The sequence below is a fragment of the Sphingobium sp. FG58 genome (genome assembly GCF_057809055.1).
Map to the genome: position 1 here is coordinate 174,422 of NZ_JBMDJF010000006.1, position 15,151 is coordinate 189,572.

The following is a 15,151-nucleotide window of genomic DNA, read 5'->3' on the forward strand; positions in this document are numbered from 1 at the left end:
TCCGCGAACACGCCATTTAGCCGCGGTTCAGCCAGTCAGCGCCCCTGGAGGGCGGCCTCATCCTCCTGCATATAGTCGCGGGTGATCGGCAAAGTGCGGCGGTTGCGGGCATATTGGACCTGGTAATTGACCATGCCGCCATGTTCGAACACGGTCGCGGCACCGGCCAGATAGAAGGTCCAGAGGCGAAAGAATCGCTCGTCATAGAGAGCGATGATGTCGGCGCGGTGGGCCATTGCCCGCTTGTACCAGTGACGGATGGTCAGGCCATAATGGAGGCGCAGTACCTCCACATCGGTCACCATCAGCCGCGTTCCCTCACTGCCCGCCACCATCTCCGACAAAGCGGGGATATAGCCGCCGGGGAAGATATATTTCTGGGTGAAGGCGTCGGTGATTCCCGGCCCGCCCATGCGGCCGATCGTGTGGACCAGCATCACCCCATCGGGCGTTAGCAGGTCGTGGCAGGTGTTGAAGAACTTGCGGAAATGGGCGGTGCCGACATGCTCGAACATGCCGACCGACACGATGCGGTCGAACGGTCCCTTCATGTCGCGATAGTCGATCAGTTCGAAGCGGACATGGTCGGCCACGCCCGCGTCGGCGGCGCGCTGGCGGGCGATCTTGAGCTGTTCTTCGGACAAGGTGATGCCGGTCACATCGACGCCGCAGGTGCGGTGGAGATAGAGCGCCATGCCACCCCAGCCGCAGCCGATATCCAGCACCTTCATGCCCGGCTTCAGCAACAGCTTGGCGGCGATATGCGCCTTCTTATCCTCCTGCGCCTGATCCAGGCTGATGCCCGCGTCATTGTCGGCGTCGGGCCAGTAGGCGCAGCTATATTGGCGGTCGCGGTCGAGGAAGAGGGCGTAGAGCGCGGCTGACAGGTCATAATGATGGGCGACATTGGCCTTGGCCCGCGCCTTGTGATTGGCGCGCCACAATTTTTGCCGGACGCTGCCGAGGCCGCGGGTCAGCGCGCTTTTCGCGTCGATCGATCGGCCGCTTTCCCACGGATTATTAGCGCGGATCATGGAGAGAAATTCCATGATCCCGCCGCCCTCTATCGTCACGCGCCCGTCAATATAGGCTTCGGCCATGCCGAGACGCGGATCGCGCACAATGTCGAAGGCGACCCGCTTGTCCTGCAACCGCAGCGCAAGATCGGGGAAAGCGGGGTCGGACTTGCCGACCGTGAAATGGGTGCCGTCAGGGGTGAAGATCGTCAACTGGCCATGAGTGACCAGTCGCCGCAATATCCGCTCGAACAGTGTCATGGCGATAATCTGTCACCCCCGACGGCGCAGGTCAAATCCCGGCATACCAGTCATATCCGGCATGATCCTCCCAAAAGCCGCCCTTGCCCTTGCCGATGCCGTCCAATGTTGCGACCGCTTCGATGCCCATCAGATATTTGGCCTGTTTATAGCCCAATTGCCGCTCGACCCGCAGCCGCAGCGGCGCGCCATTGGCGACGGTCAGGAGGCGGTCATTGAGCGCATAGGCCAGGATCGTTTGGGGATGGAAAGCGTCGAACCGGTCGATACTCTCATAATAGGGCCGTCCCCCGCCCATATCGTCGGCGCAGCGAAAGACGAGATAGCGGGCGCTATCGCGCAATCCGGCGGCTTCCAGGATGGTTTTCAGCGGAACCCCGCGCCATTTGCCGATCGCGCTCCAGCCTTCGACACAATCATGGCGGGTGATCTGGGTGCGGTGGGGCATCGCCTGCAATTGCGCCAGAGAGAGGGACAGCGGGCGCGTCACCAGCCCTGTCACCGGCAGCCGCCAGTCGGCAAAGCCGCCGCGCCACAGCGCCTTATAGGCCGGCGTATTGGGGTTGGCGGTGCCATTGGCGCGGAAGATCGGCGATATCTGGTCAGGGCGGAATTCCTGCGCCAGCGCGTCGCGCGCCATCAGACTGCGTTGCGCCCAGCGGTGGAAATTTTCAGCTGAAAAGAGGGCTTCACGCACGCTTTCATTCCGCCCCAGCCGGTCGCACCCCGCCAGCGTGGCGGTGGCCCCCAGCAGCAGGGTGCGACGGGTGAGAATCATGGCCGTTCCTCCGGCACGCGATAGCGGCCTGTTATCATCGATCGCACCTCGTTCACTGGCCCGGCCAGCAGCACCATCAGGATATGGACGAGGAAGAAGGCGACCAGCACAAAAGCCGCGATGAAGTGGAGCGAACGCGCCGATTGCCGTCCGCCGAACAGATCGACCAGCCAAGGCCAGGCCGCATTCATCCCCGGCGCCATGGTCAGGCCGGTCAGGATCAGCAGCGGCAACAGGATGAAGATGACGCCGATATAGCTGACCTTTTGCAGCACATTATAACGGAGCGCCGCGTCGCCCGTGGGAAAGCGCAGCCGGGCATGATCCTTGATATCCTGCCAGATATGGCGCGGGGCAAGGTCATCGCGACGGAAGGCGAGGTCGCGGACGATGTGCCGGTTGGCGAGGCTCCAGAGCATGTAGAAAAGCAGCGCGAAGGCGAAGATCGGCGCGGCCGCCAAATGCCAGTGGCGCGACATGGCCAGGCTATAGAGCGCAGGCAGGGTCAGCCAACCGGGGAAGCGATCAAGCTCCAGCCAGGCCGCATCCAAATTTGCGCCATATTGTCCCCAATAGAGGCGGGGATGGGCGTTGAAGATGCCAAGCCCGCTGGTGAACAGCACATAGAGCAATGCCGCATTCAGCCAGTGCCACAGCCGTGTCGACAGGCGGTGCCGCCTGACGGTGCCGGTCGCCTTTGGGGTCTGACTGTCCATGCGCGCTATCCTAACCGATCACGCCGCCTAGTCCACGGATGTTCGTAATGGTGCGCGCACAGCCATCCCATGGCATTGTTACACTTTTGCAACAGAAGATTGAAATCATTTGAAATAAAGACCTAACCCCTTTGCAAACCAAAAGAGCGAACCTAGATGGCGGTTGCGCGATGTCGATGCCGATCGCGGCCATATATTCCCCAGACAAGGTGGAGATGTGGGCAGGAGGAGTTTTGTTATTTTAGCCATAATTTCTTGGCATCGAACCTGAACGCCGGATGAATTTCTCTATTCGGCCATGAATATATATCGAGGACTTTATGAAAACTGTGATTTTCGCAGCGATTGCTGCTGCCTGCGTTTCGGCCCCTGCTTTCGCTCAGGATGCTGCGCCCTTCACCGGGCCGCGCGCTGGCGTAACGCTGGGCTATGACAATGCCGGCGACGAGGACGGCTTTGCCTATGGCGTGACCGCCGGTTATGACCTGGCGCTCGCCCCCCGCATCACCGGCGGCGTCGAAGTCAGCCTGGGCGACACCACTGTCGGCGATTCCGGCGTGGAAATCAGCCGCGATCTCGCCGCGTCGCTGCGCGTCGGCTTCGTCGCCACCCCGCGCGTTCTGGCGTTCGGCAAGGTCGGCTATGCCACCACCCGCATCGAAACGCTGGGCGTTGGCGCGGCGTTCGAGGGCGTGCGTTTCGGCGGCGGTCTGGAATTCGCTGCGACCCCGAACACCTATATCTCGGCTGAGTATCAGCGCACCGAATATGAGCAGAATATCGGTGGCCGTGACGCCGCGATGGTTGGCGTCGGTTTCCGCTTCTGATCCTTTTCAGGACCAGTTTGGAATAAGGAAAGGGCGGTCCGGCAACGGATCGCCCTTTTCTATTCAGGCAAGGGCTGAAGGTCAGGCGTAACCCAATTGCGGCGCGCGGCGACCGACATCAGCGTGTCCCGTGACCAGTAAGTGAACAGCCAGTCCTTGTCCCCCAATGGGGATGCCATCAGCGCGGCCAGCGCGGTGGCAGGCGTCGCATCTTGCGGCAGACCAGCCAGCAGCGCGCGGGTCATATGCAACGACGCCTGGGTGATCGTTTCATGATAACCGCCCGTGTCGCTGTTTATCCCGCCAACACTCTCATTATAGCGGCAGATCATGGCGGGCATGTCGCGTTCGGGCGTGATGTCGGGCCGTTTGAGGATGAGCCACAAGGCGGTCGCGAAATGCGCGCCGTGGGTCCATTCGGCTTTCGGCAGGGTGCAGGCGCAAAAGCCGGTGGCCAGCCGCTCAATCTCGTCATCGGTCATCGTCAGGCTCCCCCAAGCATCAAATGCATCCTCCCCGCCGTGGGATCATTGGGAAATTGATGCTTCACAGATTTCTACGTCATCCCCGCGCAGGCGGGGATCCATCTCCGGCGTTATCAGCAGGTGCAAAGGTGGGAGATGGATTCCCGCCTTCGCGGGAATGACCAAGATTTGTGACGGCATCCAAATTTCGCAATGGTCCCCCGCAAGGGAAGGATTACCCCCTCAGCCCAGCGCCGCCTGCTTTTCCTCCGCCAGCCGATCCAGCTCAGCGCGACTCTTCTTTTCGCTCGCCGATTTCAACTGCCCGCAGGCCGCCATGATGTCGCGCCCGCGCGGGGTGCGGACGGGGGCGGAAATGCCGCCTTCGAACACGATGCTGCTGAACGCGCGAATCCGATCCGGCGTCGAACATTCATAGTCGGTGCCGGGCCAGGGGTTGAACGGGATCAGGTTGACCTTGGCCGGCAGCTTATATTTGCGGATCAGGCGGACCAGTTCGCGCGCATCATCGTCGCTGTCATTCTTGTCCTTGATCATCACATATTCAAAGGTGATGCGGCGCGCATTGCTGGCCTTAGGATAGTCGGCGCAGGCCTGGAGCAGCTCCTCAATCCCATATTTCTTGTTGATCGGCACCAGTTCGTCGCGCACTTCCTTGGTCACGGCATGGAGCGAAACAGCCAGATTGACGCCGATTTCCTCGCTCGCCCGCGCCATCATCGGGATGACCCCGCTGGTCGACAGGGTGATGCGGCGGCGCGAGAGGGCCAGGCCATCGCCATCCATCACGACTTTCAGCGCATCGCGAACATGCTCGAAATTATAGAGCGGCTCGCCCATGCCCATCATGACGATGTTGGTCAGCATCCGCCCGTCGGGCGAATATTGCGGGGCGTCCTCATCTTCGTCATCCGGGATGGCGGCAGCGCTGCCCATATTGCCCTTGGGCCACTCACCCAGCGCATCGCGCGCCAGCATCACCTGGCCCACGATTTCGCCGGGCGTCAGATTGCGGACCAGGCGCATCGTGCCGGTGTGGCAGAAGCGGCAATTGAGCGTGCAGCCGACCTGGCTCGATACGCACAAAGTGCCGCGATCCGCATCGGGGATGAATACCATCTCATAATCCTGCCCGTCGTCCGAGCGGAGCAGCCATTTGCGCGTGCCATCGGTGGAAACCTGCGCCTCCACCACCTGCGGCCGACCGACCACGAAGCGTTCCGCCATCCAGCCGCGCATCGGCTTGGCCAGATCGGTCATGGCCTCGAAATCCGTCTCACCGCGATGATAGAGCCAGTGGAACAGCTGTTTCGAGCGCAGCTTTGCCGCTTTCACGTCCAGCCCCGCTTCCTCCAGCACGGACTTGATCTGCGGCCGCGACAGGCCGAGCAGGTCGGTGCGACCGTCGGCGCGCGGGGTCACGGCGCGTGGCACGGGCACAGGATCAATAAGGCCGGGAATCGGCATGATGGGGTTGGCGGCTGATTGCATGACCGCGCCCATAGTCGATTTTCGCGGATTATTAAAGCGTCGCCGCTTTACCGCAGTCGCGCGCACCCTAGAGCCGCTGCGTCGATCGCCGTCGCCGCGCCGCGCAGGGCGTAGCTGTCGGCAAAGGCGCGGCCTTGCGCATCGCTGGTCTGGATGCTCATGCTGCTGGCCGATCGCATGGCGGCGATGATCGCTGCGTCGCCACGCTGGTCAGCGGCCCAGGCGTCACTGCGCCCCGCCACCAGGGTGAAACGGCGTTCGCCGACGCTGAGCGTCACGGGCGCCTTGTCCGCGCGGCTGCGGCTCAGACGGAAATGGACCTGGCCCCGCACCTTCTGTCGCGGCCAGGTGCCGACCGAGGCGAAGCCCGGACCGACCCGTCCGTCGCGTTTGGCTGGCCGGGCGATTGCGTAGCAGCGCGGAATCGAAGGATCGCGGAATGCCCCCCAGCGGTCGAACATGCCCAGCGAATCCCGCGCGGCGGCGGGCATGGCGGCCATCAGCAGGACAATCAGGAGGGCGGCGATGCGGCTCATGCGCCAAGGCAGAGCGCACCCTGTCCCGTTTTGCAAGCGTCCTGCTGTGGGAAAGCGTGAGCGAGTGCTTGCCCATGCCGCAACAGCGGTTATGAAGAACCATCCATCATAGTCACCCGGATTCGAGTGCATCCGGGCCACTTGCAAAAAAGAAACGGACAGAACAGGGACATGAAGGCCACCATCGAACGCGCGACGCTGTTGAAGAGCCTGAGCCACGTCCAGTCGGTGGTCGAGCGGCGCAATACGATTCCCATCCTGTCCAACGTGCTGATCGAGGCATCGGCCGATGGCGCGATCAAGCTGATGGCGACCGATCTGGACCTTCAGGTCGTCGAAAGCATTTCCGCGCAGGTGGAGCAGGCTGGCGCGACCACCATTTCGGCCCACACCCTGTTCGACATCGCCCGCAAGCTGCCCGAAGGCAGCCAGGTGTCGTTGCAGGCGGCCGATGGCAAGATGCTGATCCAGGCCGGGCGCGCGCGCTTCAACCTGTCCACCCTGCCCCGCGACGATTTCCCGGTGATCGCCGAGGGCGACCTGCCGACCAGTTTTGAACTGCCCGCCGAAACGTTGAAGCAGATCATCGACAAGACGCGCTTTGCGATCTCGACCGAAGAGACGCGCTATTATCTGAACGGCATCTATTTCCACGTCTCCGACGACGGCCAGCCGGTGCTGAAGGCCGCCGCAACCGACGGCCATCGCCTCGCCCGCGTCACCGTGCCCCGTCCCGATGGCGCGGACGGGATGCCCGGCATCATCATCCCGCGCAAATGTATCGGCGAATTGCGCAAATTGCTCGACGAGGTCGAGGGGTCGGTGCAGATTTCGCTGTCCGCCAGCAAGATCCGCTTTGGCCTGGGCAGCGCGATCCTGACCAGCAAGTTGATCGACGGCACTTTCCCCGATTATAGCCGCGTCATCCCGACCGCGAACGACAAACTGCTCAAGATCGACCCGCGCAGTTTCGAGGAAGGGGTGGATCGCGTCGCAACCATCGCCACCGAAAAGACACGCGCGGTCAAGATGAGCCTGGACCGCGACAAGATCACCCTGTCGGTGACCAGCCCCGAAAATGGCACGGCAGCCGAAGAAGTGTCGGGCGTTTTTCAGGGCGAGGGTTTCGACATCGGTTTCAACGCGCGCTATCTGCTCGACATATTGGGCCAGATCGACAGTGAAACGGTGGAACTGCATCTGGCCGATGCTGCCGCACCAACGTTGATCCGTGAGAATGACCGTAGCCCGGCGCTCTACGTACTCATGCCGATGCGGGTGTGACGAGCCGCATGTTTAGTCGGCGCGTCTAGTGCCGTTAAACATGCAAAAGTCCCGTCGTTTGAAGTAATTCTATATAAACGAACGGACGTTAAATAAAGCGCATGTCTCCATTGCGCGCGTCCCTTACCGATAGTCCCTCCCGTTCCATGTCGCTCATGGTTGCGCTGGGACTGGCGGAGAGCGGGACCGAGGTTGCAGCGTCCTGGATTTCCGGTGCCTTTGTCCAGATTGCGCGCCTGTGGCCGCTGATCCTGCTGGCCAAGCTGTGTGTCATCACCCTGCTGGGCATCCCCTTCTATCGTCCCGGTGACAGTGAGCAGGCGGTGATCATGACCGTAATGCTGCTGGTTGACGGCGCGTTGATGGTGGTGCCGCGCTGGTCGCTGTTTCAAGAGCGGATGCCGCATATCCAGAACTGGCTGATGCTGCCAATGCTGTTCCTGTCCGGCCTGACCTTCAGCCTGTGGCTGGGGCATGATCCGAAGGCATCGTCGGACTCGCTGTTCCTGGCCGCCGTGCCGGAACTGGCGGTCGCGCTGTTGGCGGTGTGTATCTTTGGCGACCGGCGCTTGCTGGGGATCAGCTATTTTCTGGGGGCGCTGCTGGTGTCTGTCACGGAAAAGGCAGGCCTGGCGCAGATTGGCCTGCTGGTCAGCTGCGTCATCGTCATGGCGGTCGCGACGCTGCGGCAGGCGACGGCGGACCGGGAACGTGCGATCGAACGCCAGCGGCAGGATTTGCGCGCGCAGCGGTCCGACCGGTTGTTGCAGGAACATGAGCGCACCGGGCGCGGCTGGTTCTGGGAAACCGACCGCCAAGGGTGTTTGACCTATATTTCCGATACGCTGGCCCATACGCTCGATGCGCCGCAGGGCGGGCTGATCGGCCGTCCGATCACCGAAATCATCCGCCCCGGCGACAAACAGCAGGGCGATGGTGAGCGCACGCTGGGCTTTCACCTGTCGGCGCGCACCGGCTTTTCCGACATCTCCGTCCGCGCCGCCATGGCGCAGGAGGAGCGCTGGTGGTCGATTTCCGGCCAGCCGGTGTTCAACGAATATGGCCAGTTTCACGGCTTTCGCGGATCAGGCACGGACCTGACCGAAATGCGCCGCAGCCAGGCAGAGGTCACGCGGCTGGCCCAGTTCGATTCGCTCACGGGCCTCGCCAACCGTATCCAGATGCTACGCTCCCTGGAGCAGGCCGTCGCCGACCGCCATGGCAAAGCAGGCGATTGCACGCTGATGATGCTGGACCTCGACCGGTTCAAGAGCGTCAACGACACGCTGGGCCATCCCGCGGGCGACGCGCTGTTGCGGCAGGTCAGCCAGCGGTTGCAGCGAGTGGTCGGGGATCTGGGCCTTGTCGGACGGCAGGGCGGCGACGAGTTCAAGATATTGCTGCCGGGACATCAGGACCAGACGATGCTGGCGCAACTGGCGCAAAGCATCATCGGCACCGTGTCCCAGCCCTATTCGATCGAGGGGACAGCGGTCGTCATCGGTGTGTCGATCGGCATCTCCTCCTGCCCGCAGGATGGCGTGACCGCCGACGCGCTGATCCGCAACGCCGATCTGGCGCTCTACGCGGCCAAGGGCAATGGCCGGGGCGTCCATCGTTTCTATTCGTCGGACATGCACGCCGATGCGGAAGATCGCCGCGCGCTGGAAGAGGATCTGCGCCATGCGCTGGCCGCGGATGGTTTGCATCTGGTCTATCAGCCAGTCGTATCGTCCAAGACCGAGCAGATTACCGGCTATGAAGCGCTGCTGCGCTGGCAACATCCGGTGCGTGGGCCGATTTCCCCCGCCCTGTTCATCCCGATCGCCGAAGATACCGGGCTGATCGCGCAGATTGGCGAATGGGTGCTGCGCACCGCATGCCGCGATGCCGTCCAGTGGCAGGAGGATATTCGGGTCGCGGTCAATGTATCGCCGACCCAATTTGCCAATCCGGGTTTCCCATCCACGGTGATGAACGCCCTGGCCAGTGCGCAGCTTGCGCCCGAACGGCTGGAGCTGGAAATCACCGAAAGCGTATTCCTGAACGATGATGACGGCACCGACGCGATGTTCGCGCGGCTCAAAGCGCTCGGCGTGCGGCTGGCGCTCGACGATTTCGGCACCGGCTATTCCTCGCTCGGCTATCTCAAGAAAGCGCCGTTCGACAAGATCAAGATCGACCAGAGCTTCGTGCGCGGTGCCGCGACCAAGGGCAGCCGCAACAGCGCGATCATCAAGGCGATCGTCAGCCTGGCCGAGGCGCTGGGCATGGATACGACGGCCGAAGGCGCGGAAACGCAGGACGAACTAGCGCTGATCCGGCAATTGGGATGCAGCCATATCCAGGGCTATATCTATGGCCGCCCGATGCCCGCCGCCGATGTGCTGGCCGGCCAGCGTGCCACTGGTTCCGCCGCATCGGCTGACGGCTTCCAGTCGAGCCGCCCGGAACGCAAGACGATGCTGCGCACCATCGGCGTGCATCATGACGGCCATGTCTATACCGGCCGGGTCCGCAACATCTCCGCCACCGGCGCGCTGATCGAGGGGTTGTGGAACGTGCCGCTCGGCACATTGTTCGCGATCGAGCTGGGCGAAGGCCAGTTCATCAACGCGACCGCCCGCTGGTCGAAGGACGACAGGATGGGCGTGGAGTTTGCCGGAACCGTGGATATCGCCGCGCTGCGCAATGCGCCAAGGGCGCTGGCGTCCTGAAGGGACGCCGGGACTGCCGTTTCCAGCAATAAAATATCACGAAATCACCCCGGAACTGCGCGTTTGCGTGGCGATTATGATCGGCACATACCCTCGATGGAGACAGCCGATGCTTGATAGAAATGATCGTAATGTAAAGAGACGCGGACGTCGCAACGGGCTGGCCGTCATCGGCATGGCGCTGGTTCTGGGCATCGCGACGCTGAGCGCCTATATGTTGTCCGGCGAGGACGCGACGGTGAAGCCCGCCACAGGCACGGCGCAGGCAATGGCGCTGGCCAGTTCCAATGCATCGACCCCTGATTGATCGGGACACGAAATAGGGGGCAGAAGCGATTTGCCCCTGCCCCCTATTTCGTTAGTCGCACTATGATCAGGCGGCGATCGCAACCGGTTCCGCTTCCGCCTCGATGAGGCCTCGCGCCACGTTCTTGATCAAAGTCACGAATCGGGTCGCTTCGCGCACGATCATCGCCTTGTTGAAGCAGGCGGCTGCCCCCCGGTCCATCGCTTCGGCGACGATCGGCGCGCCGTCACGCATCAGGCTGGACAGCATGATCACCGGGCATGGTTCCATGTCCATAATCTCGTCCAATATCGTCATGCCGTCTTTGCCGGGCATGGCGATGTCGAGCGTCACCACATCGGGCTTTTCGGCCCGGATCATCTCGATCGCTTCCACCCCGTCGCGGGCGATGCCCACCACCTCGACCCGGCGGTCGCGTTCGAGCAGGGTTTCGATCATCGCACGGATGGTGAGCGAATCGTCGACCACCACAATTCTGATAGGCTTCATCTGCCGTCTCCCCGAACCGTTTATGCACATCATAACGACCGGGGTGCATCATGCTTTAGGCGTGGCTAACAGCAATTTAACTACGTGGTCGATTATTGGCGGCAAAATTGGGGAAGAAGAGCTTGCGGAAGCTGATCGTCACCGCGCGGCCCAGCGGGTCGAGATAATCCTGCTGGTAACGCAGCGGCGTCATGCCGGTTGCGTCAGTCACCTCGCGGCGCTGGTTGAAGATATTGTCGATGCCGATCGACAGCCGTGCGCCACGCAGGAAGGGTACGGATTTCACCAGCTGCGGCATCTGCCCCAGATTGGCGAAGATGCGCAGATTGACCGTCGCCAGACTGCCAAAGTCGAGCCGCGATGCCCCGCCAAGCGCACCATCGACATGGGTGCCGCTTTCCCAATCGACGCCCAGCCGCGCGCCGATGCCGTTATTCATATAACCGATCCGCCCCTCCAGCTCATGACGCGGCTGGCCGCCTGACGATCCGGTCGCGTCGCCATCCAGCAGGTTGAGCTGTGGCACGCCGGGCGCGATGGTGATGCTCTCGGTCAGGTGCCAGGTGTGATAGAGGCTGAAGCTCAGCCGCCCACCACCGCCGCCGGGACCACGCGGGCCGCCAAAGCCGCCGCCGCCGGGGCCACCCGGACGTCCTCCGCCTGCTCCCATGCCACCCTCGCCGCGGGGCCGGTCACCGCCTTCGCCGGGCGCACGGGCGCCTTCGGGCCGGGGCTGGCGGTTGCCGAACAGGGCCTGCAATTCGGGCGGCCGATCCTCCGGCTTGCCGCCCGCCGCGCGCCAGGCCTCCATGACTTTCTGGATGTGCGATTTGAGCGGGATCGACAGGTCAAAGCCCCAGCGGAGCTGTTCGCTTTGCGAGCGGAGGAAATTGGTCGGGCGCGTGTCGATCTGGAGCAGATTGCCGTCCGCGTCGCGCAGGAAGCGCTGGAGGAAGGCCGCCTCGATCGCCGGGGTGGGCGACGGAAAAGCGGCGATCGGGTTACTGGTGCGGCTGTTCAGATAGGTGGCGGTCAGCGTCAGATTGGGCTTGTCGAACGGCTTGATCGTGGCACCGAGGCGGAACTGGTCGCGCACGCTTTCGCGCAGGCTTGCGTTGCCGCCCGACAGCTGGGTGACGAACACGCTCTGCCCGGTCGCATAGTCGAACACGGTGACGTTGGGAGTGTAGATCAGCGGATCAGTGATCTGCGTGCCGGTCGGCGCAGCACGATCCTGATTGGCGGACATCAAAAGCTGCACCGCCTTGACCGGCTGCCAGCGCAGGCCATAGCCGAGCGTCGAGAGGGTGCCGAAGTCGGAAAGCTGCTGCGCGGCAAGGTTCAGATTGACGCCAATATCGCCGACTGCGCCAAGGACGTCGCGCGAACGGCTGGTGAGCGGCAGGTCGATGCTGACCTGACCGCTAGCAATCTCCCGGCTATAGTCGGACGGGCTTTCGACCCCGGCGCGGATGGAGCGGCTTTCAAAGCCGTTGGCCGACGCGCCAATGCGCACCGACGTCATCGCCTGCCCGGCGGGCAGGTCGAACAGCGCCCCGCTGACTAGCAAGTCGCCCTGCAGCGCCTGCGACTTGGCGCGGGCGCGGTCGGTCAGGCGGGTGGCGAGAAGGTCGGGGGCGAAGCTGGCATAGGGGTTGACGCTGGCGTCGTCTGCATCGAGCGCCGCCTGGATCGCGCCGGTGGCGACGCCCCGGTCGGTCCGGGTGCGGGTGATCGACAGGTCGCCATTGCCGGTGAAGGACCATTGCCAGCTGCCCCCCAGCCGCCCGTTCAGGGTTACGCCGACATGCGCCGTCGTCCCGCGCACCTGCTGCCCCAGCGCGCCGGGCTGGACCAGATAGCGGGACAGGGTAACGTCGTTGGCGAAGGGGGAGAAGGGGCTGGCCGCGGGCAGTGTCAGTGCAGCCTGCGAAAGGCCTTGCAGCGAATCGCTGTCGGACAGTTCGACCCGCCCGTTGATCGTCGCCGACACGCCGCCCAGGGCGCGGGCGAGGGTGGCGTTGGCTGAGAAATTCTCGGTCGCGGGGCTGAGGGTGCGATAGGGGGTGAGGTCGATCGCTTCGCTGGTGGTTGCGCCGGGGACGAAGCTGGCGAGGGTCGGCAGGGCCGTCGCGGCGCTGGCGGGGATGCCGGTCTGGGTCACAGTCGCGCCCGCGAGCGCAGAGAGCGCCGGGTCGATTTCCGCGCCGCGTGTGGTGGCGGTGACGCGGGAGCTGCCTGTGTTGACGATGTCGCGCTCGCTTTCCAGCAATTGCGCGGCGCGGCTATATTTGACGTTCAGGGTGAAGCGATTGTCGCCCTGGATGCGGAGGAAACCGCCCTCCGCCTGGCCATTGTCCCGCCCGCCATCAGTGGTGGTGCCGCCGCGCAGGTCGATGCTTTCGGCGCGGAAGCGCTGGCGCAGGACGATGTTGACCACTTTTTGCGTGGGCGCATAGCCATAGGAGAGCGCGACCTGTTCGGGCAATATGTCCACCCGCGCGACCGCTTCGGACGGCAGGTCGGAAATTTCCGAGAAGCTGGAAATCCGCTTGCCGTTGAGCAGGACAACGGGCGATCCGTTGGTCTGGGGCGACAATTCGGTGAGTAATTCGGAGATGGACGTGACGCCCAGCGCGCGGACGTCCGCGCCGCTGAGCTGCTGTTCGGGTTCGATGTTGCCCAGCACCGCGCCGCGTTGCGGCTGGCCGGTGACGATAATTTCCTCGCCATCGTCCATTTGCGGGGCAGCCTGCGGCGCAACTTGCGCCATCAATGCGCCGGGCGCGGCCCCCAGCATCAGCGAAAACAGGACGAACGAAGCGGATCGGCGCACGTATTTACCCCCGGACAAATCTCTTGCCTCTCCCTCTAGCGGGCAGTTGTCGCAAAATAGTGGCAAGGGCCAGCGGGAATTGTCGCAAGATGTAATCGGCGCGCGGAAGTTCGCTAAGTTCGCCCATGTCGCGCATGGAAATTTCACGCAAAGTCAGCGGGCGATCAACGCAGGGGTGCGCTGTCGGGGCAGGGAAAGCAGACGGTAGGAAGGAGCCGGGGCGAGGTTAGCAGCAACCGGCGCAGTAGGACAGATGCGGGCTTCAGGCGCGGGCTTCAGGCGGCGGTGATATGCTGGCGAAACCAGTCGGCCAGGTCGGTTTCGGTGAGATTGCCGGCGGCAAAGGCGATCATCGTGCGGGTGGCGTCGGTCGCATCGAAGGTCAACGCAACCCGATTGAGCGCCAGGAACAGGCGCGCCAGCACCCAGCCGGTGCGCTTGTTGCCATCGACAAAGGGATGGTTGCGGACGATGCCGAACGCATAGGCCGCCGCCAGTTGGCACGGATCATCCTCGCCATAAGCCCACTGGTTGAGCGGACGGGCCAGCCCCGATTCCAGCAACCCGTCATCGCGCACGCCGGTGCCGCCGCCATGTTCGGCCAGCTGACGATCATGAATCGCCAGCGCCACGGATTTTTCGATCAAGACCGGTTCGCGCCGGTCCCCTTCAGGATCAGCCATGCGCGCTTACTTCGCCAAAACGCGCAATATGTCCCGATCTTCCCGCATAATCTGCTCGGCCAGGTCCATCTTGGCCCCGAAATCGGGGTCGGCGGCGGTCAGCCGGATACCGTCGGGCGCTTGCGTGACATAGAGCATGTCCCCCGGCCCGACCCGCAACTGCGCCAGCAACTCCTTGGGCAAGATGACCCCGGCGCTGTTGCCGATCTTCGTGATTTTGAGAGGCGCGTTCATACGGAGATTATAACGCTGAGGCATATTGATATCAAGCCATACAAGAATAGCCTTCTACACTGTCAAATTTGTTCTCAATTTTTAAGAAACCTAACCTCCAGCAGTTCAATTTCTTGACCAGCAACAAAGGTAGAAAAATCTTTTTTAATTTCCCTTTTCACTGGAATAAACTGAGCTAGATTCTGATCGATATCCAACGCAGAAAACTCTTTAGAACAAAGAACCGTTCCTAAATTTGCCATTGGTTCCAAGCGCGCTGCAAAATCGACAATCGGTCCATCAATATCCTTGCGGCCAGTTGCAGGGTTATAGTTCATCCGAATAGCACCCCATGCCATTCCTATTCTCGCTTCAAGTTGCTCAACACTCAAATGACGCAGAAACTTTATCGCGCTAGCAATAGCTTGGTTGGGATCCGTAAAAGTTGCAACGATAGCGTCGCCCCACATATTAATTTCATGAGCACCGCGATCAGCAAGCAAAGGCGGCGT

14 protein-coding genes are annotated in these 15,151 nt (G+C 62.6%); 4 read left to right on the forward strand and 10 right to left on the reverse strand.

Annotated elements, in window-relative coordinates; all coding sequences use genetic code 11:
- Positions 1-35: 35 nt before the first annotated feature.
- From ACODR8_RS10025 to ACODR8_RS10035, 3 genes are read right to left on the reverse strand one after another with little or no spacing between them, the layout of a single operon-like run.
- On the reverse strand, positions 36-1,277 hold the full coding sequence (locus ACODR8_RS10025; RefSeq protein ID WP_489007094.1) for a class I SAM-dependent methyltransferase: 1,242 nt from the start codon (positions 1,275-1,277) through the stop codon (positions 36-38).
- Positions 1,278-1,308: 31 nt separating this feature from the next.
- Positions 1,309-2,055, reverse strand: coding sequence for a molybdopterin-binding protein (locus tag ACODR8_RS10030; protein WP_489007095.1), 747 nt, complete (start codon positions 2,053-2,055; stop codon positions 1,309-1,311).
- On the reverse strand, positions 2,052-2,771 hold the full coding sequence (locus ACODR8_RS10035) for a cytochrome b/b6 domain-containing protein (RefSeq protein WP_489007096.1): 720 nt from the start codon (positions 2,769-2,771) through the stop codon (positions 2,052-2,054). Before ACODR8_RS10035 ends, ACODR8_RS10030 begins: the two co-directional genes overlap by 4 nt.
- Before the next feature lie 320 nt (positions 2,772-3,091).
- Between ACODR8_RS10035 and ACODR8_RS10040 the strand changes: the two genes are divergently transcribed.
- Positions 3,092-3,598, forward strand: coding sequence for an outer membrane beta-barrel protein (locus tag ACODR8_RS10040; protein ID WP_489007097.1), 507 nt, complete (start codon positions 3,092-3,094; stop codon positions 3,596-3,598).
- A 59-nt stretch (positions 3,599-3,657) separates the two neighbouring features.
- Here ACODR8_RS10040 and ACODR8_RS10045 read toward each other — a convergent pair whose 3' ends face one another.
- From ACODR8_RS10045 to ACODR8_RS10055, 3 genes are all read right to left on the reverse strand, one after another.
- Entirely contained in the window at positions 3,658-4,080 is a 423-nt protein-coding gene (locus ACODR8_RS10045; RefSeq protein WP_489007098.1) for a hypothetical protein, read from the reverse strand.
- 225 nt (positions 4,081-4,305) lie between these two features.
- Positions 4,306-5,574 carry a dual-specificity RNA methyltransferase RlmN gene (rlmN, locus tag ACODR8_RS10050; protein WP_489007099.1) on the reverse strand — a complete coding sequence of 423 codons (1,269 nt, stop codon included), beginning with the start codon at positions 5,572-5,574 and terminating at the stop codon, positions 4,306-4,308.
- 47 nt (positions 5,575-5,621) lie between these two features.
- On the reverse strand, positions 5,622-6,110 hold the full coding sequence (locus ACODR8_RS10055; RefSeq protein WP_489007100.1) for a hypothetical protein: 489 nt from the start codon (positions 6,108-6,110) through the stop codon (positions 5,622-5,624).
- A gap of 171 nt (positions 6,111-6,281) precedes the next feature.
- Between ACODR8_RS10055 and dnaN the strand changes: the two genes are divergently transcribed.
- The 3 genes from dnaN to ACODR8_RS10070 all read left to right on the forward strand — a co-directional run bounded on the left by dnaN (position 6,282) and on the right by ACODR8_RS10070 (position 10,418).
- The gene (dnaN, locus tag ACODR8_RS10060; protein WP_006958571.1) at positions 6,282-7,394 is read left to right on the forward strand and encodes a DNA polymerase III subunit beta; all 1,113 of its coding nucleotides are present in this window, start codon (positions 6,282-6,284) and stop codon (positions 7,392-7,394) included.
- Positions 7,395-7,540: 146 nt separating this feature from the next.
- Entirely contained in the window at positions 7,541-10,111 is a 2,571-nt protein-coding gene (locus tag ACODR8_RS10065) for an EAL domain-containing protein (RefSeq protein WP_489007101.1), read from the forward strand.
- A gap of 109 nt (positions 10,112-10,220) precedes the next feature.
- Positions 10,221-10,418: a hypothetical protein gene (locus ACODR8_RS10070; protein ID WP_489007102.1), complete on the forward strand. Its 198-nt coding sequence runs from the start codon at positions 10,221-10,223 to the stop codon at positions 10,416-10,418.
- 66 nt (positions 10,419-10,484) lie between these two features.
- Here the strand turns inward: ACODR8_RS10070 and ACODR8_RS10075 are convergent, their stop codons facing one another.
- The 4 genes from ACODR8_RS10075 to ACODR8_RS10090 all read right to left on the reverse strand — a co-directional run bounded on the left by ACODR8_RS10075 (position 10,485) and on the right by ACODR8_RS10090 (position 14,660).
- Positions 10,485-10,907: a response regulator gene (locus ACODR8_RS10075; protein WP_489007103.1), complete on the reverse strand. Its 423-nt coding sequence runs from the start codon at positions 10,905-10,907 to the stop codon at positions 10,485-10,487.
- Between the two features lie 76 nt (positions 10,908-10,983).
- On the reverse strand, positions 10,984-13,743 hold the full coding sequence (locus ACODR8_RS10080) for a TonB-dependent receptor (protein ID WP_489007104.1): 2,760 nt from the start codon (positions 13,741-13,743) through the stop codon (positions 10,984-10,986).
- Positions 13,744-14,018: 275 nt separating this feature from the next.
- Positions 14,019-14,426, reverse strand: a complete 408-nt coding sequence (locus ACODR8_RS10085) for a type II toxin-antitoxin system death-on-curing family toxin (RefSeq protein ID WP_489007105.1) — start codon at positions 14,424-14,426, stop codon at positions 14,019-14,021.
- A gap of 6 nt (positions 14,427-14,432) precedes the next feature.
- Positions 14,433-14,660 carry an AbrB/MazE/SpoVT family DNA-binding domain-containing protein gene (locus tag ACODR8_RS10090; protein WP_119750047.1) on the reverse strand — a complete coding sequence of 76 codons (228 nt, stop codon included), beginning with the start codon at positions 14,658-14,660 and terminating at the stop codon, positions 14,433-14,435.
- Positions 14,661-15,151 lie beyond the last annotated feature (491 nt).

Coding starts and splice junctions, on each gene's coding strand:
- ACODR8_RS10025 (WP_489007094.1), bottom strand. CDS start 1,277: ATGACACTGTTCGAGCGGATATTGCGGCGACTGGTCACTCATGGCCAG.
- ACODR8_RS10030 (WP_489007095.1), bottom strand. CDS start 2,055: ATGATTCTCACCCGTCGCACCCTGCTGCTGGGGGCCACCGCCACGCTG.
- ACODR8_RS10035 (WP_489007096.1), bottom strand. CDS start 2,771: ATGGACAGTCAGACCCCAAAGGCGACCGGCACCGTCAGGCGGCACCGC.
- ACODR8_RS10040 (WP_489007097.1), top strand. CDS start 3,092: ATGAAAACTGTGATTTTCGCAGCGATTGCTGCTGCCTGCGTTTCGGCC.
- ACODR8_RS10045 (WP_489007098.1), bottom strand. CDS start 4,080: ATGACCGATGACGAGATTGAGCGGCTGGCCACCGGCTTTTGCGCCTGC.
- rlmN (WP_489007099.1), bottom strand. CDS start 5,574: ATGCAATCAGCCGCCAACCCCATCATGCCGATTCCCGGCCTTATTGAT.
- ACODR8_RS10055 (WP_489007100.1), bottom strand. CDS start 6,110: ATGAGCCGCATCGCCGCCCTCCTGATTGTCCTGCTGATGGCCGCCATG.
- dnaN (WP_006958571.1), top strand. CDS start 6,282: ATGAAGGCCACCATCGAACGCGCGACGCTGTTGAAGAGCCTGAGCCAC.
- ACODR8_RS10065 (WP_489007101.1), top strand. CDS start 7,541: ATGTCGCTCATGGTTGCGCTGGGACTGGCGGAGAGCGGGACCGAGGTT.
- ACODR8_RS10070 (WP_489007102.1), top strand. CDS start 10,221: ATGCTTGATAGAAATGATCGTAATGTAAAGAGACGCGGACGTCGCAAC.
- ACODR8_RS10075 (WP_489007103.1), bottom strand. CDS start 10,907: ATGAAGCCTATCAGAATTGTGGTGGTCGACGATTCGCTCACCATCCGT.
- ACODR8_RS10085 (WP_489007105.1), bottom strand. CDS start 14,426: ATGGCTGATCCTGAAGGGGACCGGCGCGAACCGGTCTTGATCGAAAAA.
- ACODR8_RS10090 (WP_119750047.1), bottom strand. CDS start 14,660: ATGAACGCGCCTCTCAAAATCACGAAGATCGGCAACAGCGCCGGGGTC.